22 protein-coding genes are annotated in these 22,733 nt (G+C 40.8%); 18 read left to right on the top strand and 4 right to left on the bottom strand.

From position 1 onward, the window contains the following. Genes JG735_RS09145 through JG735_RS09125 form a run of 5 tightly spaced genes read left to right on the top strand, consistent with a single transcriptional unit; the run spans position 1 to position 3,295 of the window. Complete coding sequence (locus JG735_RS09145; protein ID WP_201334765.1) at positions 1-912, top strand: NapH/MauN family ferredoxin-type protein; 912 nt, start codon at positions 1-3, stop codon at positions 910-912. Continuing rightward, complete coding sequence (locus JG735_RS09140; protein ID WP_201334764.1) at positions 909-1,547, top strand: ABC transporter ATP-binding protein; 639 nt, start codon at positions 909-911, stop codon at positions 1,545-1,547. Before JG735_RS09145 ends, JG735_RS09140 begins: the two co-directional genes overlap by 4 nt. Continuing rightward, positions 1,534-1,998, top strand: a complete 465-nt coding sequence (locus tag JG735_RS09135) for a hypothetical protein (RefSeq protein ID WP_201334763.1) — start codon at positions 1,534-1,536, stop codon at positions 1,996-1,998. Before JG735_RS09140 ends, JG735_RS09135 begins: the two co-directional genes overlap by 14 nt. 2 nt (positions 1,999-2,000) lie before the next feature. Continuing rightward, positions 2,001-2,828 (top strand): ABC transporter permease, encoded by an 828-nt coding sequence (locus JG735_RS09130; RefSeq protein WP_201334762.1) that lies wholly within the window; start codon positions 2,001-2,003, stop codon positions 2,826-2,828. A gap of 11 nt (positions 2,829-2,839) precedes the next feature. After that, the gene (locus JG735_RS09125; RefSeq protein WP_201334761.1) at positions 2,840-3,295 is read left to right on the top strand and encodes a nitrous oxide reductase accessory protein NosL; all 456 of its coding nucleotides are present in this window, start codon (positions 2,840-2,842) and stop codon (positions 3,293-3,295) included. Here the strand turns inward: JG735_RS09125 and JG735_RS09120 are convergent. Then, positions 3,292-3,666 (bottom strand): hypothetical protein, encoded by a 375-nt coding sequence (locus JG735_RS09120; RefSeq protein ID WP_201334760.1) that lies wholly within the window; start codon positions 3,664-3,666, stop codon positions 3,292-3,294. The genes JG735_RS09125 and JG735_RS09120 overlap by 4 nt on opposite strands. Continuing rightward, complete coding sequence (locus JG735_RS09115; RefSeq protein ID WP_201334759.1) at positions 3,656-4,240, bottom strand: bifunctional precorrin-2 dehydrogenase/sirohydrochlorin ferrochelatase; 585 nt, start codon at positions 4,238-4,240, stop codon at positions 3,656-3,658. The genes JG735_RS09120 and JG735_RS09115 overlap by 11 nt, the downstream gene beginning before the upstream one ends. A 107-nt stretch (positions 4,241-4,347) precedes the next feature. Here JG735_RS09115 and JG735_RS09110 point away from each other — a divergent pair, with 107 nt between their 5' ends. Genes JG735_RS09110 through JG735_RS09100 form a run of 3 tightly spaced genes read left to right on the top strand, consistent with a single transcriptional unit; the run spans position 4,348 to position 5,872 of the window. After that, positions 4,348-5,340: an Lrp/AsnC family transcriptional regulator gene (locus JG735_RS09110; protein ID WP_201334758.1), complete on the top strand. Its 993-nt coding sequence runs from the start codon at positions 4,348-4,350 to the stop codon at positions 5,338-5,340. Further along, positions 5,330-5,686 carry a hypothetical protein gene (locus JG735_RS09105; protein WP_201334757.1) on the top strand — a complete coding sequence of 119 codons (357 nt, stop codon included), beginning with the start codon at positions 5,330-5,332 and terminating at the stop codon, positions 5,684-5,686. Before JG735_RS09110 ends, JG735_RS09105 begins: the two co-directional genes overlap by 11 nt. A 3-nt stretch (positions 5,687-5,689) precedes the next feature. Continuing rightward, positions 5,690-5,872 carry a hypothetical protein gene (locus JG735_RS09100; protein WP_201334756.1) on the top strand — a complete coding sequence of 61 codons (183 nt, stop codon included), beginning with the start codon at positions 5,690-5,692 and terminating at the stop codon, positions 5,870-5,872. Here JG735_RS09100 and pyk read toward each other — a convergent pair whose 3' ends face one another. Further along, positions 5,873-7,249: a pyruvate kinase gene (gene pyk, locus JG735_RS09095; RefSeq protein WP_201334755.1), complete on the bottom strand. Its 1,377-nt coding sequence runs from the start codon at positions 7,247-7,249 to the stop codon at positions 5,873-5,875. A gap of 53 nt (positions 7,250-7,302) precedes the next feature. On the opposite strand from pyk, the gene JG735_RS09090 reads away from it, so the two are divergent. The 7 genes from JG735_RS09090 to JG735_RS09060 all read left to right on the top strand — a co-directional run bounded on the left by JG735_RS09090 (position 7,303) and on the right by JG735_RS09060 (position 16,860). After that, positions 7,303-10,680 carry a hydantoinase B/oxoprolinase family protein gene (locus JG735_RS09090; protein ID WP_201334754.1) on the top strand — a complete coding sequence of 1,126 codons (3,378 nt, stop codon included), beginning with the start codon at positions 7,303-7,305 and terminating at the stop codon, positions 10,678-10,680. Positions 10,681-10,754: 74 nt separating this feature from the next. Beyond that, the gene (locus JG735_RS09085) at positions 10,755-12,878 is read left to right on the top strand and encodes a ribonucleoside triphosphate reductase (RefSeq protein WP_201334753.1); all 2,124 of its coding nucleotides are present in this window, start codon (positions 10,755-10,757) and stop codon (positions 12,876-12,878) included. Further along, positions 12,875-13,045 carry an anaerobic ribonucleoside-triphosphate reductase gene (nrdD, locus tag JG735_RS09080; protein WP_201334752.1) on the top strand — a complete coding sequence of 57 codons (171 nt, stop codon included), beginning with the start codon at positions 12,875-12,877 and terminating at the stop codon, positions 13,043-13,045. The genes JG735_RS09085 and nrdD overlap by 4 nt, the downstream gene beginning before the upstream one ends. Next, a complete protein-coding gene (locus tag JG735_RS09075; RefSeq protein ID WP_201334751.1) occupies positions 13,027-13,710 on the top strand; it encodes an anaerobic ribonucleoside-triphosphate reductase activating protein in 684 nt (227 codons plus the stop codon). The genes nrdD and JG735_RS09075 overlap by 19 nt, the downstream gene beginning before the upstream one ends. 37 nt (positions 13,711-13,747) lie before the next feature. Beyond that, on the top strand, positions 13,748-14,953 hold the full coding sequence (locus tag JG735_RS09070; RefSeq protein ID WP_201334750.1) for a M20 family metallopeptidase: 1,206 nt from the start codon (positions 13,748-13,750) through the stop codon (positions 14,951-14,953). Beyond that, entirely contained in the window at positions 14,943-16,400 is a 1,458-nt protein-coding gene (locus JG735_RS09065; protein ID WP_201334749.1) for a GNAT family N-acetyltransferase, read from the top strand. The genes JG735_RS09070 and JG735_RS09065 overlap by 11 nt, the downstream gene beginning before the upstream one ends. A gap of 46 nt (positions 16,401-16,446) precedes the next feature. Beyond that, positions 16,447-16,860, top strand: coding sequence for a tetratricopeptide repeat protein (locus JG735_RS09060; RefSeq protein WP_201334748.1), 414 nt, complete (start codon positions 16,447-16,449; stop codon positions 16,858-16,860). Positions 16,861-17,040: 180 nt separating this feature from the next. Here JG735_RS09060 and upp read toward each other — a convergent pair whose 3' ends face one another. Beyond that, positions 17,041-17,664 carry a uracil phosphoribosyltransferase gene (gene upp, locus JG735_RS09055; protein WP_201334747.1) on the bottom strand — a complete coding sequence of 208 codons (624 nt, stop codon included), beginning with the start codon at positions 17,662-17,664 and terminating at the stop codon, positions 17,041-17,043. A gap of 100 nt (positions 17,665-17,764) precedes the next feature. Here upp and JG735_RS09050 point away from each other — a divergent pair, with 100 nt between their 5' ends. The 3 genes from JG735_RS09050 (at position 17,765) to rgy (ending at position 22,732) form a co-directional block, all read left to right on the top strand. Continuing rightward, a complete protein-coding gene (locus JG735_RS09050; protein WP_201334746.1) occupies positions 17,765-18,646 on the top strand; it encodes a KaiC domain-containing protein in 882 nt (293 codons plus the stop codon). Positions 18,647-18,707: 61 nt separating this feature from the next. Then, positions 18,708-19,373, top strand: coding sequence for a bacterio-opsin activator (locus JG735_RS09045; protein ID WP_201334745.1), 666 nt, complete (start codon positions 18,708-18,710; stop codon positions 19,371-19,373). After that, positions 19,370-22,732, top strand: a complete 3,363-nt coding sequence (gene rgy / locus JG735_RS09040) for a reverse gyrase (RefSeq protein WP_201334744.1) — start codon at positions 19,370-19,372, stop codon at positions 22,730-22,732. Before JG735_RS09045 ends, rgy begins: the two co-directional genes overlap by 4 nt. The last annotated feature ends 1 nt before the right edge of the window (position 22,733 follow it).

Below are 22,733 nucleotides of genomic sequence, written 5' to 3'. Positions count from 1 at the left end.
GTGGATAGATACAACTGGAGTGTACGAGAAATCATAGGTGCTCCCTTATGGTCGACACTCTATTATAAAACAAGAGAAGGAAAGATTCGTCCTACCTGGCGCTTTTGGCGCTGGCTGAGTGTTATCATAATAAATTTAGCATTTTTCCTTTCTTATCATATTGATATACAGTTTCTAGAAGGTACGTTGACAGGCTCAAGACTTTTGGGATTTCATTTGATTGATCCTTTTTCCGCATTGGAAATTTTGGCAGCGGAACACCATGTGCATACCAACATTATCATAGGGGTTTCGACGATTGTGGCTTTTTATTTTTTTGTCGGGGGAAAAGCCTTTTGCGGATGGGTGTGTCCTTATGGGCTTTTAAGTGAAATCGGAGAGTATTTCCATCAAAAGCTTGTGAGCAAACATATCATTAAAGAGCGTAAATTCAATCCAAGAGTGCGCTATATCTTTTGGGCAATTTTTCTAGCGGCTGCAGCCATTGATGGATATATGGTCTTTGAAGTGATCAATCCTGTAGGAATACTCAGCCGTTTCATTGTATATGGGTGGAGTTTGGCAATTGTTTGGGTACTTGTGATTTTACTTATAGAGATTTTCTATTCACGAAGAGCATGGTGTAAATATGTCTGCCCGATTGGTACGACCTACAGCTTTTTGGGATGGGCAAGCCCTATGAAAGTTCAATGGGATATGGACAAGTGCGATCATTGTGCAGCTTGTTTTATCGCTTGTCCTGAAGAGCATGTTCTTGAACGATTCAAAGCGAAATATGATCCAGAGCGTAAAGAAAAAGGGATCACTAAAGAGTTCGTTAAAGATGGCGATTGTATAATGTGTGCAAGATGTTTTGACGTATGCCATGAGGATGCGTATAACTTCGAATTCCGATTGAAGAATCTTGTATGATAGAAGTACGTGGAGCTACAAAACGATTTTTAGATGTCAATGTGCTGGATGGGATAGATTTAACCATCGAAGATGGCGATAAGATTGCTTTGATGGGGCCCAATGGAGCCGGGAAGACAACGCTCGTGCGCTCCATTTTGGGATTTTACCATCTCGATAGCGGATCAATTCGCGTAAACGGATCTGACCCTATCAAAGAGCGGCAAAACGTTTTGCATCATATCAGCTTTATTCCCCAAACTCCTCCTCCCATTAAACTCAGCCTAACAGAATTGATGGAGTATGTCTCAAAAAGTTCGGGTGTGAAGAGAGAGTCTATCGAGCAAGAAGCGAAAAAGATGGATCTGGCTTTGGAGAAAAATCTTTCCAAACCCTTTTTTAAGCTGAGTGGCGGGATGAAGCAAAAGATGCTTATCGCCATTGCTTTGGCGAAGCAGAGTGATATATTGATTTTTGATGAGCCTACGGCAAATCTCGATCCAAAGGCGAGAGAGCGATTTTATAGTTTGCTTCAAGAACTGGATCAAAAGGTGACAACGATCTACATAACGCACCGATTGGAAGAGGTGGAGTCACTGATCAATAGAAAGATTTATATGGATCTTGGAAAGGTGGTGGAAGATGAGAGGGTTTAAAGTTTGGAGTTTTTTTCTGGCACAGTTATTGGTCATAGGAGCTTTTTTTATAACAGGATGTTCAAAAAAAGACTATACCAAAGAGCCACCACCGATTCATTGGGATCGGGATCTATGTGATCGGTGTAAAATGGCTATCAGTGAGCGAAAATTTGCAGTACAGGCTGTAGATGATCATCAAAAGGTGTACAGGTTTGATGATATAGGATGTTATGTGCTTTGGAAGCGGTCTCATCCAGATATCTACATTGTAAAAGTATGGATTACCGATGCGAAAACCGGAAAGTGGATTGATGCGAAAAAAGCTCGCTATGTCAAAGGCTATACTACACCGATGGATTTTGGATATGGTGCACTTTTGCCAAGTGAGGCAGGAGATAAAGGACTTAGCTATGAAGAGATGGAAAAAACGATCAAAAAAAGAAAAATGCACAAAATGCATATGGAGTAACAGTGAAAAATCTGTTTTTGATTTCTAAACTCGATATCAAAGAGTCGACAAGGAGCCGGTGGTTTCTTGTCTATTTGTTGGTTTTTGGCGGTTTGATGGCGCTTTTCTTCATTACAGGTATTACCGATAGCGTTGTGATGGGCTTTACTGGGCTTAGCAGATTATTGCTTGTATATATGCAAGTAACTATTGTAATATTGCCGATTTTTATTCTGATTACAACGGTGAAGTCGATTTCGGGTGACAGAGAGAGTGCGATATTAGAGTATATGCTCTCTTTTCCTGTTTCGTTGAAAGAGTATTACTGGGGGAAAATGCTTGGCAGATTTTTTATCGTTTTCGTTCCAGTCTTTTTGGCACTTATTTTAGGTGTGGTCTGGGGGGTCTTTAAAGGCGGTGAGCTACCATGGAAAATGCTTTTGGTTTACAGTGCTTTTTTGTTTAGCATGTGTGCCGCCTTTTTGGGAATCGCTTTTTTCATCTCTACCATTGTAAAATCACACGATGTGGCCTTGGGGGCTAGTTTTGTGGTCTGGATTACACTTTTGGCCTTTTTAGATATTGCTTTGATTGGACTCATGCTTGCAAATAGATGGAGTGATGAGGTGATTATCTCAATAGCGCTGCTCAATCCTTTAGAAGTGTTCCGGGTAGGGGCTATGAGCCTATTTGATCCGGAACTCACTGTAATGGGGCCAGTAGCGTACTTTTTACTTGATAATTTTGGACATACGCCATTTATTTTGTATGCTTTTTTTTATCCGCTATTTGTAGGTTTTTTCTTTGCAGCTCTTGGATATTACTTTTTCAAAAAGCGAGATCTTTTATAACAGGAGGGGGTATGAAACGTATAGCAGTGCTGATTCTCTTTGTAGTTGCACTTTTTGCCGAGGTTGTTAAAGACCCCGTCTATCACATCGATGTCAACAAATATCCAAAGTTTCAAGCAAAAATAGAGCTTAAAAGTGGCAAAACAGTTCTCTTTTGCTGTCCAAAATCGATGTTTTATTTTTATTTGCGTCCATATGAGTTTCCCGAATACAATGTGACCAAAGAGACTGATTTTAAAAAGTTGATGGTAAAAGACTATATAAGCGGAGATTGGATTAAAGCTGAGGGAGCCATCTATGTCTTTGGAAGCAGATTACAAGGCCCAAAAGGCGATGATTTGATTCCAGTGAGAAACAAAGATGCACTCAATATCTTTCGATTAAAATATGGCGGTACAAAAATTTTGACATTTCCTGAAATCGTACATAAAGGCATAGGGCTTATCAAATATCTTGATATGCCCTAAAATCCAAAAAACTTTCGTACCCACGCAAGCTCTTTTTGGGTATGAAGAGTGATTTGTCCCACCTTCTTACCATTGTCGTCTAAGACAATAAGTTCTGATCCTTTGAGCTGCAGATGTTTCTTTCCCCACTTTTTAAGCAATGCATCATAGGCTAAATAGACCTGGGCGTTTGCGATATCAAGGTCTTTTCCTGTTCGTTTATCCACAATATCAATCCCGCCAAGCTCTTTTTGGATTTTATAGGGAAAGTATTGTAAAAGCTCGGTATAGACTCTTTTATTTTTAGGTTCTGGAAGATTGGAGTAAAAGGCAACGAAACTCACAAACAAAAACGCGAAGAAGAAGGCCCAAACAAGTTTTTTACTGAACATTTTCATCCTTTGTGAAATAGTTTTGAATATACTCTTTTGCTTTGCTATCAAGCAGCTTCATTCGCTCTTTGCCCTTTGGCAGTTTTTGGCGCAAAGCTTTAATCTCTTCCAAAAAACTGCCAATATCTTTTGGCAAAAGCTTTTGTATGGCGCGTCTGAGATATTTTGATAGAGCCGGTGAAGCTCCACTGGTAGAAAAAGCGATAACAAGATCACCCTCTTTGATATAGGAGGGAAAGATGAAATCACAATACTCTATGCTATCGACCGCATTGCACAGTGCGCCTTCTTGATGGCACTCATGAAAAACCTCTTTTTGTACTTCAAGATCATCAACTGCGACAATAACGATAAAAAAACCTTTCACATCCCCTTTTTGATATGCTCTTTGGATGATTTGCAGACCATTTTCTTGCGCCATCTGCAATACTCGAGCTCCAATTTTTGGGGCAATGATGGTGATATTGTGTGTGAAATCCAGAAGATGCGAAATTTTATCACCTGCAATCTTCCCACCGCCGATTACCAAGATACGTCTATTTTGTAGTTTGAGTAAAGCAGGGAAAAAGCTCATATTTCTCCTTTGTGTAATGATAGCCAAACTTGAAATAAAGGATTTTGACAGCTATCAAGGAAACCAAAGTATAAAACAAATACAATTAAAGAAAAAAGAGGCGATGTATGGAAAAAGAGCTGCTGACCCTTATCCAAAAAGAGTTTCCCGTGACAAAACGGCCCTTTGCGCATTTAGCAAATGAGCTCAATTCTACAGAAGAAGAGGTTTTAGATACATATAAAAGACTCAAAGAAAATAGAATCATCCGCCAAACTTCTGCAATTTTTGATACCAAATCTTTGGGATATCGATCCAGCCTTGTTGCATTTCAAGTAGATGATATTGAAAAAGCAGCAGCATTTGTCAATACCCATCCAGGCGTTTCGCACAACTATGAAAGAGATCATGAATTTAATCTTTGGTATACCATAGCTGTAGAGCCAAATAGCCGTTTGGGACTGGAAAAAACAGTTGAACTGATGGCACAGCATGCAAATGCCAAAGAGTATATTATTTTGCCTACAAAGAAGATGTTCAAGATTCAGGTGCAACTCGATATTGCAGGCAAAAAATCCAAAAAGGAAAAAGTAGCAAAAAGGAAAAAAATAGATTTTGAGCTTGAACCAGTCCATTATGAGCTTATAAAAGAGCTGCAAGAAGATATCGAACCGGTTTTTGAGCCATTTGAGAAGGTTGTACAAAAACTTGGGTTAAGTTATGAAGAGCTGCAGCAAGAGGTTAAAAGATTACAAGATGGTGGCTATATGCGCCGTTTTGCTTCGATTTTGTATCATAGAAAAGCGGGATTTAACGCCAATGCCATGGTGGTTTGGAGTGTGGATGAAGAAAGAGCCCAGGAGATTGGACAAAAAGTGGCTGAATTTAGTGCAGTGAGTCACTGTTATCTCAGACCCACCTATCCCAACTGGCCCTATCCGCTTTTCAGTATGATTCATGGAAAAAGCAAAGAGGAAGTAGAAGCTGTTGTAAAAGAGATTGAAGCAGAAATAGCACCAAAAGAGTATCGGTATCTCTATTCTACGAGGGAGTTTAAAAAACAGCGCATCCGATACTTTAGTGATGCATTTAAAGAATGGGAGCAAAAGTATGTTGATTGATTTTTTGAAAGAGGAACTTGTTTACATTTTTGTTTCACTCTTTATCTTTGGGATTGCGGCGTTTGTGGTGACACGACCTTTTGTTCAACTCAATGCGAAAAAAGTTTTGCTTGGTTTGGGAGGCTTTTTGATCGTTGCATTGGTGGCACACTATACCTGGCGTTTACATCATATAGAAAATGTCAAGAAAGCTTTTGCAGCAGGGAAGAACATTTTATGTCTTGATAAAACAAATAAGATAGGATATGTTTTGATCAATAAGGGCGAATGGAAGATTGTTAATGAGGAGTTTGTTCATCCAGAATTCCCACGAGGATACAACATACGACAATGCGTAGTGGAGTAAGCAATGGAGAAAAAAGAGGTTGTAATCACGGGGCTTAAAATCCCGTTTTGGGATCTTGTATGGTTTATGGTGAAATTGGCGTTGGCGTCTTTGCCGGCCATGTTTATTGTATATGCTATTTTTTGGTTTTTTTCGCTTCTATTTGGAGCTCTGTTTGCCGGGTTTATGATGCCCATGCATATGTAACTACACCTCAACCACCCGTATCATATTGGTAGTTCCCTCTTTTCCCACGATACTCCCCATGGTAACGATAACTGTATCGCCTGGTGAGAGAAACTGCTCTCGAAGGGCCGTATCCAAAAACTTTTGGATGAGGTGCTCTGGATTTTTTATTTTTGGCATCTCCAAAATGTTTTGTACTCCCCAAACCAGTGAGAGTTTATGGGAAGTCTTTTTATCGTGTGTAACAGCGATGATAGGAGCACTTGGGCGATATTTGGATATACTTTTGACCGTTGTGCCGCTGCTTGTAAAGGAGACTATGGCTTTTGGATTTATCGAACGGCATAGATCCGCTACACTTCCTGCAATGGCATCAATATCTTTCCCTTCATAGCGTTTGTAAAATGGGTAGATACTCATTGTCTCATTGATTACTTTTCGAAGGGTCTGTACCGCTTCGACCGGATATTTCCCCACCGTTGTTTCATCACTGAGCATCACCGCATCGCTTCCATCCATTACTGCATTGGCTACATCACTGACTTCCGCTCGTGTTGGAAAAGGAGAATTGACCATAGAAAGTAGCATCTGTGTTGCAGTAATCACAGGTTTTGCTAATCGATTGGCCTCTTTGATGATTCGCTTTTGAATTACAGGTACCTTTTCAATTCCAACTTCAATGCCAAGATCTCCTCTTGCCACCATAACCCCATCGCTTGCTTGCAAAATCGATTCAAGGTTTTCCACCGCTTTTTTGGTTTCTATCTTGGCAACAATCCATGGATTTGCTCCCTCTTGGGCTAGAATGGAACGTGCTTTTTGGATATCTTGGGCACTGTTGACAAAACTGATTGCAACGATATCCACACCCTCTTTGGCTCCAAATCGTAAATCTTTCTCATCTTTTGGCGTAATGGCACTAAGACGCAGATTGGAGTGGGGAAAGTTAACCCCTTTTCTGCTTGAAAGGACTCCCGGATTTTTGACAAGGAGTGTAACGCTGTCGCTATCTTTTTCGATCACTTTTGTCCGGATGGTTCCATCGGCGAAGAAGACATACTCGCCAACTTGTAAATCATCAATAATTTGTGGATAACTGAGTGTCAGGTCATATTTTGATTTTGGATGTGTTTTGACAAGGCGAATTTTGTCGCCTTTGCTGAGTTCCAAAATGCCATCAACCTCGCCGATTCGAATTTTAGGACCGCTGATATCTTGTAAAATGGCTGTTTTTGTACCAAGTTTCTTAGCCGTTTTTCGAATTTTTTTGATAGATGCTTTATGGGTTTTGTGATCGGCGTGACTGAAGTTGAGCCGAAAAACATTGACTCCGGCAAGAATGAGTTTGTCTATTTTTTCAATTGAACTTGGTCCAATTGTCGCAACGATTTTTGTCATTTTCACTCCTTCTTGCACTATAATATCCAAAGATTTTAACAAGAAGGTTACAAATGATCAAAATAGCAATCGATAGAGGGGGAACATTTACCGATATCTATGCCATTGTCAATGATGAACAGATTGTAACAAAAAAGATTTTGAGTGAAAGCCCTTTGTATGAAGACTCCAACAGTTACGGAATCAAGCTAATTTTGGATGAGCTGGGAAAAAGTTGGGAAGATATCGAGTGGATACGGCTTGGAACGACGGTAGCGACAAATGCGTTGCTTGAACGAAAAGGAGTGGATCTAACCTTTTTGGTCACGAAAGGGTTTAAAGATATCCTGGAGATTCGTTATCAAAATAGAAGCGATCTTTTTGCACTGGATATCAAAAAGCCAAAGCCGTTATATAAAGAGGTATTGGAAGTTGATGAGAGAATAGCTTTACAAAATGGCGAACCAGTGGTTGCAATACCTTTACAGCATATACCGACTCCAACATATAAGCATGTAGCGGTGATGCTGCTGCATAGCTACTTACATCCAATCCATGAACAAAAGATAAAAGAGCAATTGAGTGGCTATGAGGTAACACTTTCAAGTGCAGTGATTCCTTTGCAAAAAGCGATCGATAGAGCCGATACAACGGTAGTTGATGCCTATTTGACTCCGGTTGTTCGAAAGTATGTCCAGAAAATCTTAAAAGGTGTGGAGATTGATCAAAAACGAATCCTTTTCATAAAAAGCGATGGAGGACTTTGCGCTCCCGAGGAGTTTCGCGGCGTCAACGCTCTTTTGAGTGGTCCTGCAGGTGGCGTGGTAGCACTCTCCAGTATCTATAAAGGGGAGCCTTTGATAGGCTTTGATATGGGTGGGACCAGTACCGATGTGAGCCGTTATGACGGAAAAATTGAACTTAAAATGAGCGATGAAGTGGCAGGATGCAATATTTTTTATCCGATGGTGGATATCCACACGGTAGCTGCCGGTGGAGGAAGCAGGCTCTTTGAAAAGGAAGGGATGTTCGTTGTAGGTCCCGAGAGCAGTGGAAGTGATCCCGGACCTGTGTGTTACGGAAAAAATGGGTTTTTGAGCGTAAGTGACGCCAATGCCGTTACCGGAAGACTTAATCCAGAGTTTTTGCCAAAAATCTTTGGCAAAAGTGGCAAAGAACCGTTGGATGTGGAGGCTGCGAAAGAAGCTTTTATACCTTTGGCAAAGAAACTTGGCAAATCGATCGAAGAAGTGTCTTTGGGATTTATCGACGTGGCCAATGAGCATATGGCAAATGCCATTAAAGAGATCACCATCAAAAAAGGGTATGATCCAAAAGAGCATACGTTGTGTGTTTTTGGTGGGGCTGGAGCGCAGCATGCTGTAGGGGTTGCTAGAAAACTTGGTATACGGAAGGTTTTCATTCACAGACATAGCGGGATTTTGTCTGCTGTGGGGATAGCGTATGCCGATGTCAAAAAAGAGCTTGTCGCAATGGCCGGTGCGGATATAGACAAAACATTTGAAATATTGGAACAAGGCTATGAGGATTTTCAAAAACAGCGATCTGTTTTTGTTCGCTTTAAAGGAACAAACAACTCCATCGAGGTTCCCTATGAAAACTATGAAGAGCATTTTAAAAAGCGTTATCAAGAGATTTTTGGGTTTTTGCCAACATCGGATATAGAGATAGAAAGCGTAAAGGTCACATTGATAAAACCCTCGCAAAAGCCAAAACGTCCGACAATTTCTCAAGGAGTAATGAAGCCGGTGCAATATACAAAGGTCTATTTTGATGAGGGATGGCAAGATGTACCAGTTTTTAACGAACTCAAAGCAGACAACAATATTACCGGTCCGGCACTCATAGCTTTGGAACACTCTACTATCGTTCTTGATGCAAAAAGCAAGGCATTGATTGATGCATATGGGGATATTATGATCGATGTTGAGAGCAAAGAGACACGAGTGATTGAAGCAGCAAAAGTTGCTCTGTTTGCCAATAGGTTGGAGTTTATTGCCAAAAAGATGGGGGATATTTTGCAAAAGAGTGCTAGAAGTGTCAATATCAAAGAACGGGCCGATTTTAGCTGCGCTATTTTTGATGAAAAAGGCGATTTGATCGTTAACGCCCCGCATATCCCGGTTCATCTAGGTTCTATGAGCAGCGTAGTCAAATCTATCATCGCTAAAGGTTACAAAAATGCTACCTACATCACCAATGCTCCCTATGAAGGAGGATCGCATCTGCCAGATATCACCATTGTGACGCCTTATATGGAAAATGGGAAAACCCTTTTTTGGGTGGCAAGCAGGGGCCATCATGCAGATATTGGAGGCAAAGTTCCTGGTAGTATGCCCGCTTTTTCAAAATTTTTGCATGAAGAGGGTGCGATTATTGAAAGTTTGCCCATTGTAGAAAATGGTGTATTTTATGAGCAGATTTTGCGCTCCATTTTTGAGAGTGCTGGGGCTAGGAATATTGAAGACAATATCAGCGATATCAAAGCACAGATTGCCGCCAATATCGAAGGAATCAAGAGTTTAGTGGAGTTAAAAGAGGAACTTCCTTGGTTTTTTGAGGCGATTAAAGCAATCAGCAAAAAAAGCGTAGAAGAATTTTTTGACTCGATTGACACAGTAGAGGCCGAGGATTATTTGGACAGTGGAGCTAAGATTGCTTTGAAAGTCTATAAAGCAGAAAAGATTGTATTTGATTTTAGCGCTTCAAGTCCACAGCTTCTTGGCAACCAAAATGCTCCTTTTGCGGTACTAAGAAGTGCTGTGCTCTATGCAATTCGTGTGATGCTGCAAAGAGAGATTCCGCTCAATGACGGATTGCTGCAAGAGATTGAGATCATTGCACCAACAGGAACTCTTCTAAATCCAGATAAAGAACTGGCTGTAGTTGGCGGCAATGTGACTACCAGTCAGCGAATTGTCGATGTGATTTTCAAAGCATTTAAGGTAGCTGCTGCGAGTCAAGGATGTATGAACAATGTGATCATTGGAAATGAGCGCTTTGGATATTATGAAACTATTGCTGGAGGAGCTGGAGCGACGCCAAATGGCGACGGGGCGAGCGGAGTGCATACCCATATGACCAATACGAAAATTACCGATGTTGAGGTGATTGAGAGTCGGTTTCCTATGATGATAGAAGAGTTTAGCTTACGAGCTGGTAGTGGTGGAGATGGAAAGTATAAAGGTGGAGATGGAGTGAAACGAGTCTATCGATTTTTGGAGCCAGTTGAGTTGAGCTTGCTAACTGAAAGGCGTGCTTTTGCTCCATATGGACTTGCAGGTGGCCAAGAGGGAAAAAGAGGAGAAAACTATCTTATTCGTGAGAGTAGAACCTATACTCTTGGAGGAAAGATCCACTTTTTTGCAAAAACTGGCGATAGACTCATCATCCAAACCCCCGGGGGAGGGGGCTGGGGGAAAAGAGACTAAACGCCACAAAATAGCCATAGTTTTGCCTCTTTTTTGACATTCTCCTTCGCTACAATCCTTTCAAAGGAGTAGCGATGGAGCTTAACTTTCCTAAAGCGATCATCAAACGAGATGGAAGTGTTGAATCGTTTAAACCATACAAAATAGAAGATGCCATCAAAGCGGCATTTGACAGTGTCTTGGTTCCGTACGACAGAAAAGTGTATGAAGCAGTACTTATTCGTATCAGCTTCGATACTGTAAAAGCCGTAGAAGAGATTCAGGATATTATCGAATACGAACTGCATCGAGCAGGCTATTTTGATGTGATGAAATCTTTCATCACCTACCGCTTTTTGCACAAGATGCAAAGAGAGCGTATTTTAGGACTTACACCAGATACCACATTTGTCGATACCACCCATGCAGTGGAAGAGTATATCAACAAAAGTGATTGGCGGATCAATGCCAATGCCAATACCGGTTACTCCAATGCGGGACTTGTGAATAATTTGGCCGGAAAAGTAATCGCAAACTACTGGCTTGATAAAGTGTATAGTCCCGAAGAGGGAGCCGCGCACAGAAATGCCGATATCCACATCCACGATTTAGACTGTTTGACAGGATACTGTGCCGGTTGGAGCTTGAGGGTCCTGCTTAATGAAGGATTTAATGGTGTACGAGGTAGAGTTGAGAGCAAACCACCAAACCATTTTCGAACGGCTCTTGGACAGATGGCAAACTTTTTGGGGATTTTACAGAGTGAATGGGCAGGAGCGCAGGCTTTTAGTTCCTTTGATACCTACCTTGCTCCCTATGTTTTCAAAGATGATCTGAGTTACGAAGAGATAAAAGAGGCGATACGGAGCTTTGTTTACAACCTCAATGTCCCGGCACGATGGGGTCAAAGCCCATTTACCAACATCACGATTGACTGGACCGTTCCAAAAGATTTGGCCGATCAGATCCCAACAAAAAATGACAGGCATCTTTTTGAAGATGTTGCGGATGATCCAAAAATGGTTGCCAAAGCGAAAGAGAGGGGAGCAGACAGGCCAACCTCTTTGACATATAAACATTTTCAAAAAGAGATGAATCTCATTAACAGAGCCTTTTATGAGGTGATGACCGAAGGAGACAAATCGGGGCAACCCTTTACCTTTCCGATTCCAACAGTCAATATCACAGAGGATTTTGACTGGTATGGAGAAAATACCGATATTTTGTTCGAAAATACTGCAAAAATAGGTAGCAGCTATTTTCAAAACTTTATCGGCAGCCAATATATTATCGATCCTGTAACAGGCGAGAGAAAAGAGAACCCTGACAGCTACAAACCCAATGCCGTACGCAGTATGTGCTGCAGGTTGCAACTGGATTTAAGAGAGCTTCTGCGAAGAGGGAACGGTCTTTTTGGCAGTGCAGAGATGACCGGAAGTATCGGAGTTGTGACGATCAATATGGCAAGGCTTGGATATCGCTTTAAAGGAGATAAAGAAGCGCTTTTCAAAGAGCTTGCGAGACTCATGGATATTGCAAAAAGCACGTTGGAGAAAAAGCGAGCTTTTATCACGATGCTATTTGAAAGAGGGCTGTATCCCTATACAAAACGGTATCTTAAAAATTTTGATAATCACTTTTCTACCATAGGTGTCAATGGCATGAATGAGATGATACGAAATTTTACTGATGATAAGTATGATATCACTGATGAGCGTGGAATCCAGTTTGCAATAGAGATTTTGGATTTCATGCGAGAGCGGTTGAAATATTATCAAGAAGAGACAGGCAATCTGTATAACCTTGAAGCAACGCCTGCCGAAGGAACAACCTATCGTTTTGCTAAAGAGGATAAAAAACGTTATCCAGACATCATTCAAGCAGGGTTTGGTGAGCATATCTACTATACAAACTCCTCTCAGATCCCGGTAGGTTACACGGATGATCCGTTTGAAGCCCTAGAGTTACAAGATGAATTGCAGTGTAAATATACAGGTGGAACGGTGCTGCATCTGTATATGAGTGAAAAGGTAAGCAGCGCTGAGGCTGCAAGAAAACTTGTAAAAGCTGTGATAACAAACTATCGTTTGCCTTATATTACGGTTACGCCTTTGTTCAGCGTCTGTCCGAAACATGGGTATTTGAGTGGAGAGCATGAGTATTGTCCAAAATGTGATGAAGAACTGATTCAAGAGTATCTACAAAAGGAGGTTTCATGAGACGAGAAGAGATTTTAAAACACCTAGAACACAAAAGAACAAAATGTATGGTCTATACAAGGGTGATGGGATACCACAGACCAGTAGAGAGTTTCAATATCGGAAAGAAAGGTGAGCATAAAGAGAGAAAGCAGTTTAAAGAGAAGCGATGTCTAGAAGTGGTATAAACATCTATGATATTACTCCATTTACTCTTTTAGATTTTCCCGATACGCCGGCTGCCATTTTTTGGTTGGCTGGCTGTAATATGTACTGTCCCTATTGTCACAATGCCGAAATCGTTCAAGGAAAGAACCGATACCCTTTCCAAAAGGCTTTGGAATTTTTACAAAAAAGAAGAGGTCTTTTGGAAGGGGTTGTGATTAGTGGAGGAGAACCGACGTTGCATCCAGATCTGCAAACTATGTGTGCTTCGATCAAAGAGCTTGGATTTTTGATCAAGCTTGATACAAATGGAAGCAGGCCTGAAGTTGTACAGAGTCTCCTGGATGCCGATCTCCTTGATTTTGTTGCCTTGGATCTTAAAGCTCCCCCCTATAAACAGACTCTTTTTGCCAGTTTCAATCTGTATGACCGAGTGCTTCAGACTCTCCGCTTTCTTCTTCGCTCCTCCACCCCCTTCGAAGTACGCACGACGGTTCATACAGATTTGTTAGAGGAAGGGGATATCCAATATCTTGCAACACTCCTTGAGAAAGAGGGGTATAAAGGACCCTACTACATTCAAAACTTCCGAAACGCTCCAAAGACTCTTCAACCTATTCCCGAACAAAACAGAATCTTGTCAACGGATATCCCCTTTTCTATCGATGTTCGATATAGAAACTTTTAAACATTTTTGATTTATTATAGAAAAAAAAAGGCTTTCTATGAAGCATTCAGAGATAGAAAAAAAGCTTTTCAAAATCATTGATGGCCTCAAAGATAAAGTGATCCATGTACGAAGGGACATCCACAAACATCCTGAACTCTCCCATCATGAAGAGCATACCAAATATCTGGTTAAAGGGATTTTGGAGATTGAAGGGTATGGTATCAAAGAATTCGAAACGCATCATGGTGTAGTAGCCGATTTGGTGGTGGATGAAAATAAACCATTTGTTGCGATTCGAGCCGATATGGATGCTCTGCCGATTCAAGAGCAAAATGAAAAGCCATATGCTAGTGAAGTGCCAGGAGTGATGCATGCATGTGGGCATGATGCCCATACGGCGATAGCAGTGGGAGCCGCCATTGCGTTTGCACATGTAAAAGATGAGCTTCCTTGCAATATCCGCTTTATCTTTCAGCCCTCTGAAGAGGTAAGTGACGGTGGGGCAGAAGAGATGATACGAGACGGTGCATTAGAAAATGTCAAAGCAATTTTTGGTCTCCATGTTTATCCTTATCTCATGACGGGGCAAATAGGCTACAAATATGGGGTTATGATGGCGAGTGCCGATACCTTTGAGATCGAGGTTTTTGGGAAAAGCGCCCATGGAGCGAGACCCCATGAAGGAGTGGATGCGATTTTGGTAGCTTCGATGTGTGTCAATTCGCTCAATCATATCATCTCCAGGCGTATCGATCCTTTGCATCCAGCAGTTATAAGTCTAGGAACGATTGAAGGTGGAACGGCACCAAATATCATTTGCGATCATGTAAAGCTAACGGGAACTGTTCGAACAGTCAACGAAAAGGTAAGAAAAAAGATTCCAGCGATGATGGAAGATACCATTTATGGAATATGCCATTCGATGGGAGCAAAATACAACTTTCATTATGACTATGGCAATCCTGAACTCATCAATGATGACAGAGCAGTTGATATTATCGTTGAGGTGGCAAAAGAGATTATTGGTGAAACAAACGTGATCGATTTGAAAGACCCTGTCATGGGAGGAGAGGATTTTAGCAGATACCTTGAGATTGTTCCGGGGGCGTTTTTTCGCCTAGGGGTATGTAATCCTAAAAAAGGGACTTGTGTAGCCCAGCACAATCCAAAATTTGATGTGGATGAGGATGCTTTGCCGATTGGTATGAAGATTTTAAGTGTAGCAGCCCTAAGGGCAATGGGAGAATTTTGTGAAAAATAGATTTTTGATTCGAACCTATAATGATATAGAGTTTTTTAAACCGGTTCAAAGTTTTTTGGAAAAGCTTTGCGAAATAGTCTCTTTTCCAAGAAAAGAGCGTGATGAATTGATTGAGGCGGTTTGGGAGCTTTTTGAAAATGCGGTTGAACATGCCTATGAGAAAGATGAAGAGGGTATTATCGAGATTGAATGTGAGCTCTTTCATAATGGTATCAAAGTGGATGTCAAAGATAAAGGCCTTCCTTTTGATCCAAAAATTTTACAGCAGGTACCATTAGATCTCAAAGAGAAAAATAGAGGTCTTAACCGCGTCTATTTGCTTGTGGATAGCTTTAAATATTTTAATTTGGGGCTTGGTGGGAAAAAGTTTTCTGTTATTAAATATGTCCCATTGCATCTGCGCCTTCAAGAGGATATCCCTTTTTATAGCGATATAGGAGACGATCTTGACAGAATAGCAAAAGAGCATCTCAAAGATAGACTCGTTGTAAGAAGTTTTCAAGAAGGGGATGAAGTAGGTATTGCTAGGCTTATTTATAAAAATTATGGCTATACATACTTTAAAGATATTTTCTATTTTCCCGAAAAGATTGTACAAAAAGAGCGAAGCGGTGCAATCCATTCAATTGTCGCGCAAGTTGAGGACAAGATCGTTGGTCATTTTGCCCTTGTCATAGTGCCAAACTCAAATACGGCTGAAATCGGCATTGCAGTTGTGGACCCAAAATTTAAGGGAATGGGGATCATGAAGGCGATGTTTGAGAAACTCATTCAAAAGGCAAAAGAGCTTCATCTTAGTGCCCTCTTTGGAGAGGCTATCACCTTTCATCCTTACAGCCAAAAAGCAAACGCCAGGTTTGGTTTTGTCCCTACCGCTTTGCAGCTTGGAGAACTGCACCAGATGGTGCGCTTAAAAGGGCACAAATACCCGTTTCGAGATACAAGAGGTGCAGCGGTTGTCGAGTATCTGGTTTTTAATAGAGCAAAACGAAAAATATTTATCCCAAAACGATATAAAGATTGGATAGAAAAGACCTATGCATTGTGTCAGGTACCTTTTGAAATTGCAAAGAAGGCAAAAGAAAAAGAGCAGATTGCTGTTGAACACAATCCCGCCTTTAATATTGCAACGATTGTGATTGATGGTGCAAAAGGATTTGAAAAAAGAGCTACTGTTATCTTTGAAGAGGCAGTGAAGAAGCATCCTGATATGGTATACGCTGATATCTGTTTGGCAAGTGTGGCAAATATTGATGAGGTAGTCGAGGCATTACGAAAGCTTGGATTTTTTTATTGTGGTGTTTTGTTTTTACGCAGGAACGAAAAAGATTATTTGAGGATGCAGCTGGAGCTTGCTGAAAATATCGAAGAGCAAAATATCGTCTGTTATAGTGACTTTTGCAAAGCGTTGCATCAGTTTATCTTACTGGATAAAAGAGATGTTTAAAATAGCCATTTTTTGTCTTTTTGGCTTACTGTTAGAGGCTTCTGAATTGAAAAAACTGTTACAACAGTGTCAAGAAGGTGTAGCTTCTGCATGCACGCAAATAGGCTATATGTATGATAAAGCTGTTAACTTGCCAAAAGATGATTATCAAGCGGTCAAGTATTATTCACTTAGTTGTGCACTTGGCGATCAAAGAGGTTGTGTCAATCTGGGTGTAATGTGGGAGAAGGAGCAGGCCAATTTAAAACGAGATCCCAAAAAAATCATGCAGCTTTTTAATGATGCCTGTGAAGAAGAGTATGGAATCGGATGCTATTTTCTTGGTTTATCTTATGAAGAGGGAAAACTTGTCAAAAAAGATCTTACAAAAGCGTACCTTTACTACCATCAAGCCTGCAATCTAGGAGTCGAGGATGCATGTGTGAAAGAAGAGGAACTCAACTTTAAAAGTCATAAATGATTTATATCTATGAGCTGTTTTTGTTCTTCTTAAAGTATATTTAATCCGTGACTAGAAGATATCTAGGCAAAATTTTATAGTTTTTCGATTTTCCCCGGTTGCGGGATCTTTTCGAGACCCTGCTCACGGAGATCGAGATAGTATCGTTTAAGCTTCATAACCTCTTGAAAACTGTTTCCATCACTCTTCTGTATTGTACGCTCTATCACCTGCATCGCCAAGACCCGGGATGATATATTTTTTATCATTGAGATGATCGTCGATCTGTGCGATATAGATATCTACATTTTCATTAGCACTTTGGGCATATTCCAGACCTTCTTGGACGCCAACGATATTGAGTGTTATGATTTTAGCGGGATTTTCTTTACCAACTATCTTGATGGCATCATGCAGCGACCCGCCTGTTGCCACCATAGGATCACAGAGGAAGACGGTTTTGTTTTCAAGTTTTGGAAATCGCTCATAGTAGACAATCGGCTCAAATGTGTTTTCGTCTCTTTTCATTGCCAAAAATCCGGTTTTTGCCTTTGGAAAAAGAGGCAATACCCCTTCCATCATAGGAATGCCTGCTCGAAGAATTGGAATAAAAACAAAGTTTTCCTCTTTCAAAAAGCCAAACTCCTTTGAACCGATCCATGTGGAGATGGTTTTTGGGATAAGCTGCTGATTACGCAGGGCTTCGAAAAGAAGAAACTGAGCAATAATGCCGATATACTCTCGCATCCGCTGTGCGTCAATGGAGATGTCGCGAATGGAATTGACAAGATGTTTGATAAGTGGATTGGCAGATTGATAAATCATCATATACTCTTTAATTTTTTTAAGATATTATAGTGCAAGTTTGGTTGCATTTCTTTGAACTGCTTTTCGTTATAATTGTCTAAAACCCAAGGAGGTCGCTATGGCCGAAACAAATAGCTACCCAAGCTACTATCATGAACCAGAAGTTGTTAAAGAGAGTATTTTCAAAGGCTCCGAAGCGCTGCAAAAAGCTCCGGAAATTACAGGAGTGCCAACAGGAATTGAAGGGTTGGATGATCTTTTTTTCACCCTCAAAGAAGAAAAAGGAAAATTGAAGCAGGTTCCACTTGGAGGTATTCCAAAATATAGTGTTTTTAATCTAACAGGCGTAAATGATACGGGAAAAAGTTTAATGGTGGAGCAGTTTGCTGTAGAGCAGGCTAGGAAGGGAGAGAAAGTTGCTTTCATTACAGTGGAGACCCCTGCAAATTTCGTGATCTCTTCTATCAAATACAGAGCCCTTGCCATGGGATATAAGTTTGAGGATTTTGAAGACAATATCATTTTGATCGATGCGGCAAGTCATTCGAAACTGAGAGAAAATATCCCTGATCTTTTGGCAACCCTTGCCTATGCCATCAAAGAGTTTAAAATCAACTATACGGTGATTGACTCCGTAACAGGTCTTTTTGAAAATAAAGAGATGATGGCACGAGCAATTGTCAGACGAGTCTATAACTTCTTGAAAAAGTGGTACCAAACAGCCATTTTGATCTCGCAAAAAAGAAGTGGTCATGAAGAGCTGAGCAGTGAAGCGGCAGGTGGATATGCAGTTGGCCATATCGTTGATGGAACGATGGTAGTGGCAAAGGAGCTGATTGCCAGCCAATATGCCGCTAGGATGTATAAGGCAAAATTGGGTGATCTTGTGCGCCTGTTTCGAATTGACGGATGTCGAATGAGCGGACATGATACGAAAACGCATTTTATGGAGATCACTGAAACAGGACTTGTTAGAATTTTAGGACCATTGGGAGAATAAGAAAGGAACTAAATAGGCTCGATTTTGATTGAATGAGTCACTACAATAAAGGAGGAGAACAATGATTATTTTGACAGCGAGTGGATTTAATATTGATGAGAAAGAGTTGGATAGATTGGTTGAGCGTGTCTTTTTCAAAGCCATCGATCTTTTGGGCGGTCTAAAAAAATTAGCAGAATTTCGTACACTCACATGGCTACCGAGTCTGGCTCGTGCGGCATTTGCTATTGTTTTACGGGAGGAGTATCTCAAACCTGAAGATGAGATTGCGGAGTATGTGGGTCTTACAAGAAATACAGTGAGAAATATCTTAAGAGCTGATCCGGATCAAGCGATGTATAAAATCGAGCATCTTGAAGAACTCAGTGAAGAGGAGAAAAAAGAGCTCAAAGTTCATACAGCCGGTGGTGTGGCAAAGTTAGCCTACAAGCTAGTCAAAGAGGGGCAAGATTCACAAACGATGCTTGATTTTTGTCACGCAGTGGCGGCTGAATCACTCAAAGCGGCAAGTTGTGAAAGTCCATGGGCCTATCTTGTGCTTAAAAAAAGCAAAGGTATCAGTTACCCTGTTGTAGATAGCAAAGAACTTGAAAACAGGCTTGCCGGTGTTCAGATCAAAGGTATTGATGGAAGTGAAGTGGCAAAAAATATTGCTTATCCTATCAAAACGCCTGCTGAAATGCTTCATGCCATAAAAGAGTATTTGCAAAGTCAAGGTCAAGCGTGATAGAACTTGTCTACAAGGGGCTTTGCCCCAACTGTGGGGGTGATATTTGTAGCGAGCGCCTTGGCAAAGGATTGATGTGCAAGCGCTGTATGCAAAAAGAGGGTGATCCGTGCGATATACTGCAAGAGGGCGATTTTTTAGCCATTTGTGCAGTAGAGCAAAGAAGTGCTTTGTTTGAAACGTTTTTCAAAGAAAAAAATGGATTTAGTCTTCGTCAAATCCAAAAAAGCTGGGCAAAACGATTTTTCCTTGGACACTCTTTTGCTCTACTTGCACCTACAGGTGTTGGAAAAACAACATTTGGATTATCGCTTGCTGCATTTTTAGACCAAAAAAGTTATCTCCTTTTCCCGACACAGCTTCTGGTAAATCAGGCAGTGGAAAGGTTAAGGCAACTTGGGGTTGAGCCTCTTTTTTATGACTCTTCATTTTCTAAAAAGAAAAAAGATGAAACAAAAGCAAAAATTCGTGCGGGTGAGTTTCAGATATTAGTAACCACAACCGCTTTTTTTTACAAAAATTTTGAATCCATCCCAAAAGCGTTTGGTTTTGTGTTTATCGATGATGTGGACAGTATCTTAAAGAGTGCCAGACATATCGATAAGGTGATGCTTCTTTTGGGTTTTAGTCAAGAAGATATCGATGAGGCGATGTGCTTTATCGATTTAAAAATAAAAGGTAGTCTCACTTACGAAGAGTTTGAGCAGTGGCAAGCAAAGATGCGTTTTATTCGCTCTCATGCAAAAGCAAAACTCATAGTCTCTAGTGCAACGGCAAATCCAAGAAGCAGGCGAGTAGGGCTCTTTCGGGAGCTTTTGGGATTTGAGGTGAGCCGACCATCCATTACGGTGAGAAATGTAGAGGATGTGTATGAAGAGCCAAAGGATCTTTGGCAGCGAAGTGTAGAGCTTGTCAACGAGCTTGGCACAGGCGGGCTTCTTTTTTTGCCAGGAAATGAGACAAAAGAGCGGCTACAGGAGTTTTTGGCCTTTTTGGAGCAAAAAGGGATCAAAGCGCAAAGTTATGAGGAGTTTGATGAAGAGGCTTTTAGAAAAGGAGATGCCCAGGTTTTAGTTGGATTTGCCAGCTATCGAAATCCATTAGCCCGTGGAATCGACATGCCAGATGTCATTCGGTATGCGTTGTTTGTGGGTGTGCCAAAACTGGAGTTTACGTTAGATATTACAAAACATACCTCTTTATACTTTTTTTTGGTATCGCTATTACAATTTTTCAAAAACCATCCAAATTTTGAACAATTTATACAGTATCTCAATTATTTAAAAAGGGTGTTGCGTATCCCTTATGAGAAACTAAGCCAAAAGGCAAAGGCAAAAGTTGAAACGATATACCATGAGATAACAAATCTTTTAGATGATAAGCAGATCGAAAAAATCAATAAAACTCCCGATGTGGCCATTGTGAAAGAAGATGATCATTTTAAACTTGTCACCGCTGATGTCACAGGTTATATCCAAGCAAGTGGTAGAACAAGCAGGCTCTATGTAGGAGGACTTTCAAAGGGGCTTAGCTATCTTTTAGTCGATAATCAAAAAGCCTTTGTAAGTTTGCAAAAAAAGGTGCGATGGTTTAATGAGGAGATTGTTTTTAAAGATGCAAAAGATGTGGATCTAAAAGCGATTTTACAAATCATTGATGAAGATCGACAAAAAATTGCTTTAGCGATGCAGGGAGAACTACATGAACAGAAGGAGTTTTTTACAACCTCTTTAGTCATCGTAGAATCCCCAAATAAAGCAAGAACTATTGCAAACTTTTATGGAAAGCCTATGGTGCGAGACCTTGGTGGTGTTCGAGTTTACGAAGTAGCAAAAGAGGGGAAAATCCTCTCTATCGCTGCATCCAAAGGGCATGTTGTGGATCTAACAAAGCAAGAAGGGATATATGGCATTTTGCATGAGGAACGTTTTATCCCTCTTTTTGAGCCGATAGATGAAGACAAAAAAGATATTATCGGGGCTTTGCGAAGATTGGGAGTTGAGGTACAAGATCTTTTTATCGCTACCGATCCGGATGTGGAAGGAGAGAAAATCAGCTACGACTTGCAGCTTTTGGTGAAGCCTTACAACAAAAAAGTTCAAAGAGCCGAATTTCATGAAGTGACCAAAAGGGCTTTTGATGAGGCTCTGAGTCATCCGAGGGAGTTTGATGAAGATCTGGTCAAAGCCCAGTTGGTTCGTCGAATTGCCGATCGTTGGATAGGCTTTAGTCTCTCACAGATGCTGCAAAAGAGATTTCAAAAGAGCTGGCTCAGTGCCGGACGGGTACAGAGTGCCGTGCTTGAATGGATTGTACTGAGAGACAATGAAGCAAAAGAGAAGATTTTTGTTGTGCAGACTTTTGTTGATGATGTAGTGGCAGAGTTTGTTTTTGATGAGAAACAAACAGCAAAAGAGTTTTATGAAAAACTTCATGAAGTTGAAATTCGGTTTATTCAAAAAGAAACAAAAGAGCTTTTCAAAACACCTTTTACTACCGATGCGATGCTCTATGCAGCTTCAAAAGAGCTGCATTTTTCTCCACAAAAGACGATGCAGCTGGCACAAGATCTGTTTGAATCTGGATTTATCACCTATCACAGAACCGATTCAACGAGAATTAGCAGTGTGGGTATCGCTATAGCAAAAGAGTATATCCAAACCCATTTTGGCGAAAACTATTTTGTGCCAAGAAGTCATAGTAAAGCCGGAGGTGCTCATGAGGCGATCAGGCCTACAAAGGCTATGGACGCACAGGAACTTGAGCAGTTTTTACAGCTGCAAAACAGCTCTTTGACCCAAGAGCACGTGAAGCTATACGATCTTATTTTTCGTACCTTTATCGCTTCACAGATGAAAAGTGCAAAAGTAGAGGAGATTGCGGCTCAAGTAGAGGCATTTGACCAAAAAACCACGATCCGTTTTTATGATGACATAGTTGAACACGGTATCGACTTGATCCTTCCTGTGCAGTTACACCAATTGCAAGAGGGCAGGTACGCTGTACAAAAAGAGCTTTTAACCAGATCCAAAGTTCCAAGATACGGCTATGCCGATGTTATTCGACTGATGAAAGAGCGAGGAATAGGAAGACCGTCTACCTATGCTATAACGATTCAAAAACTTCAAGAGCGTCATTATATTGTTCAGCGGCAAGGTATTTTATATCCAACCAAATTGGGACAAGAAGTGTATGAAGAGCTCAGGAAAAATCCTGAAGTGTATACATTTGTCAATGAACATTATACAAAAGAGCTTGAGGCTTTGATGGATCAAATAGAACAAGGTGAAATCTCTTATCAAAAAGTAATACAAGATCTCTATCTGCAAATGAAAAAGCGGTTAAAGTTTTTCAAGTGAG

This window comes from Nitratiruptor sp. YY08-10 (assembly GCF_016629565.1).
Taxonomy (GTDB): Bacteria; Campylobacterota; Campylobacteria; order Campylobacterales; family Nitratiruptoraceae; genus Nitratiruptor.
The sequence above is the reverse complement of the archived record's forward strand: the minus strand, read 5'-3'. Positions and strand labels throughout refer to the sequence as shown.

Bases quoted from the DNA above. Each gene is read 5' to 3' on its own strand.
- JG735_RS09140 (WP_201334764.1), top strand. From the start codon at position 909: ATGATAGAAGTACGTGGAGCTACAAAACGATTTTTAGATGTCAATGTG.
- JG735_RS09135 (WP_201334763.1), top strand. From the start codon at position 1,534: ATGAGAGGGTTTAAAGTTTGGAGTTTTTTTCTGGCACAGTTATTGGTC.
- JG735_RS09125 (WP_201334761.1), top strand. From the start codon at position 2,840: ATGAAACGTATAGCAGTGCTGATTCTCTTTGTAGTTGCACTTTTTGCC.
- JG735_RS09120 (WP_201334760.1), bottom strand. From the start codon at position 3,666: ATGTTCAGTAAAAAACTTGTTTGGGCCTTCTTCTTCGCGTTTTTGTTT.
- JG735_RS09115 (WP_201334759.1), bottom strand. From the start codon at position 4,240: ATGAGCTTTTTCCCTGCTTTACTCAAACTACAAAATAGACGTATCTTG.
- JG735_RS09110 (WP_201334758.1), top strand. From the start codon at position 4,348: ATGGAAAAAGAGCTGCTGACCCTTATCCAAAAAGAGTTTCCCGTGACA.
- JG735_RS09105 (WP_201334757.1), top strand. From the start codon at position 5,330: ATGTTGATTGATTTTTTGAAAGAGGAACTTGTTTACATTTTTGTTTCA.
- JG735_RS09100 (WP_201334756.1), top strand. From the start codon at position 5,690: ATGGAGAAAAAAGAGGTTGTAATCACGGGGCTTAAAATCCCGTTTTGG.
- pyk (WP_201334755.1), bottom strand. From the start codon at position 7,249: ATGACAAAAATCGTTGCGACAATTGGACCAAGTTCAATTGAAAAAATA.
- JG735_RS09090 (WP_201334754.1), top strand. From the start codon at position 7,303: ATGATCAAAATAGCAATCGATAGAGGGGGAACATTTACCGATATCTAT.
- JG735_RS09085 (WP_201334753.1), top strand. From the start codon at position 10,755: ATGGAGCTTAACTTTCCTAAAGCGATCATCAAACGAGATGGAAGTGTT.
- nrdD (WP_201334752.1), top strand. From the start codon at position 12,875: ATGAGACGAGAAGAGATTTTAAAACACCTAGAACACAAAAGAACAAAA.
- JG735_RS09075 (WP_201334751.1), top strand. From the start codon at position 13,027: ATGTCTAGAAGTGGTATAAACATCTATGATATTACTCCATTTACTCTT.
- JG735_RS09070 (WP_201334750.1), top strand. From the start codon at position 13,748: ATGAAGCATTCAGAGATAGAAAAAAAGCTTTTCAAAATCATTGATGGC.
- upp (WP_201334747.1), bottom strand. From the start codon at position 17,664: ATGATTTATCAATCTGCCAATCCACTTATCAAACATCTTGTCAATTCC.
- JG735_RS09050 (WP_201334746.1), top strand. From the start codon at position 17,765: ATGGCCGAAACAAATAGCTACCCAAGCTACTATCATGAACCAGAAGTT.
- JG735_RS09045 (WP_201334745.1), top strand. From the start codon at position 18,708: ATGATTATTTTGACAGCGAGTGGATTTAATATTGATGAGAAAGAGTTG.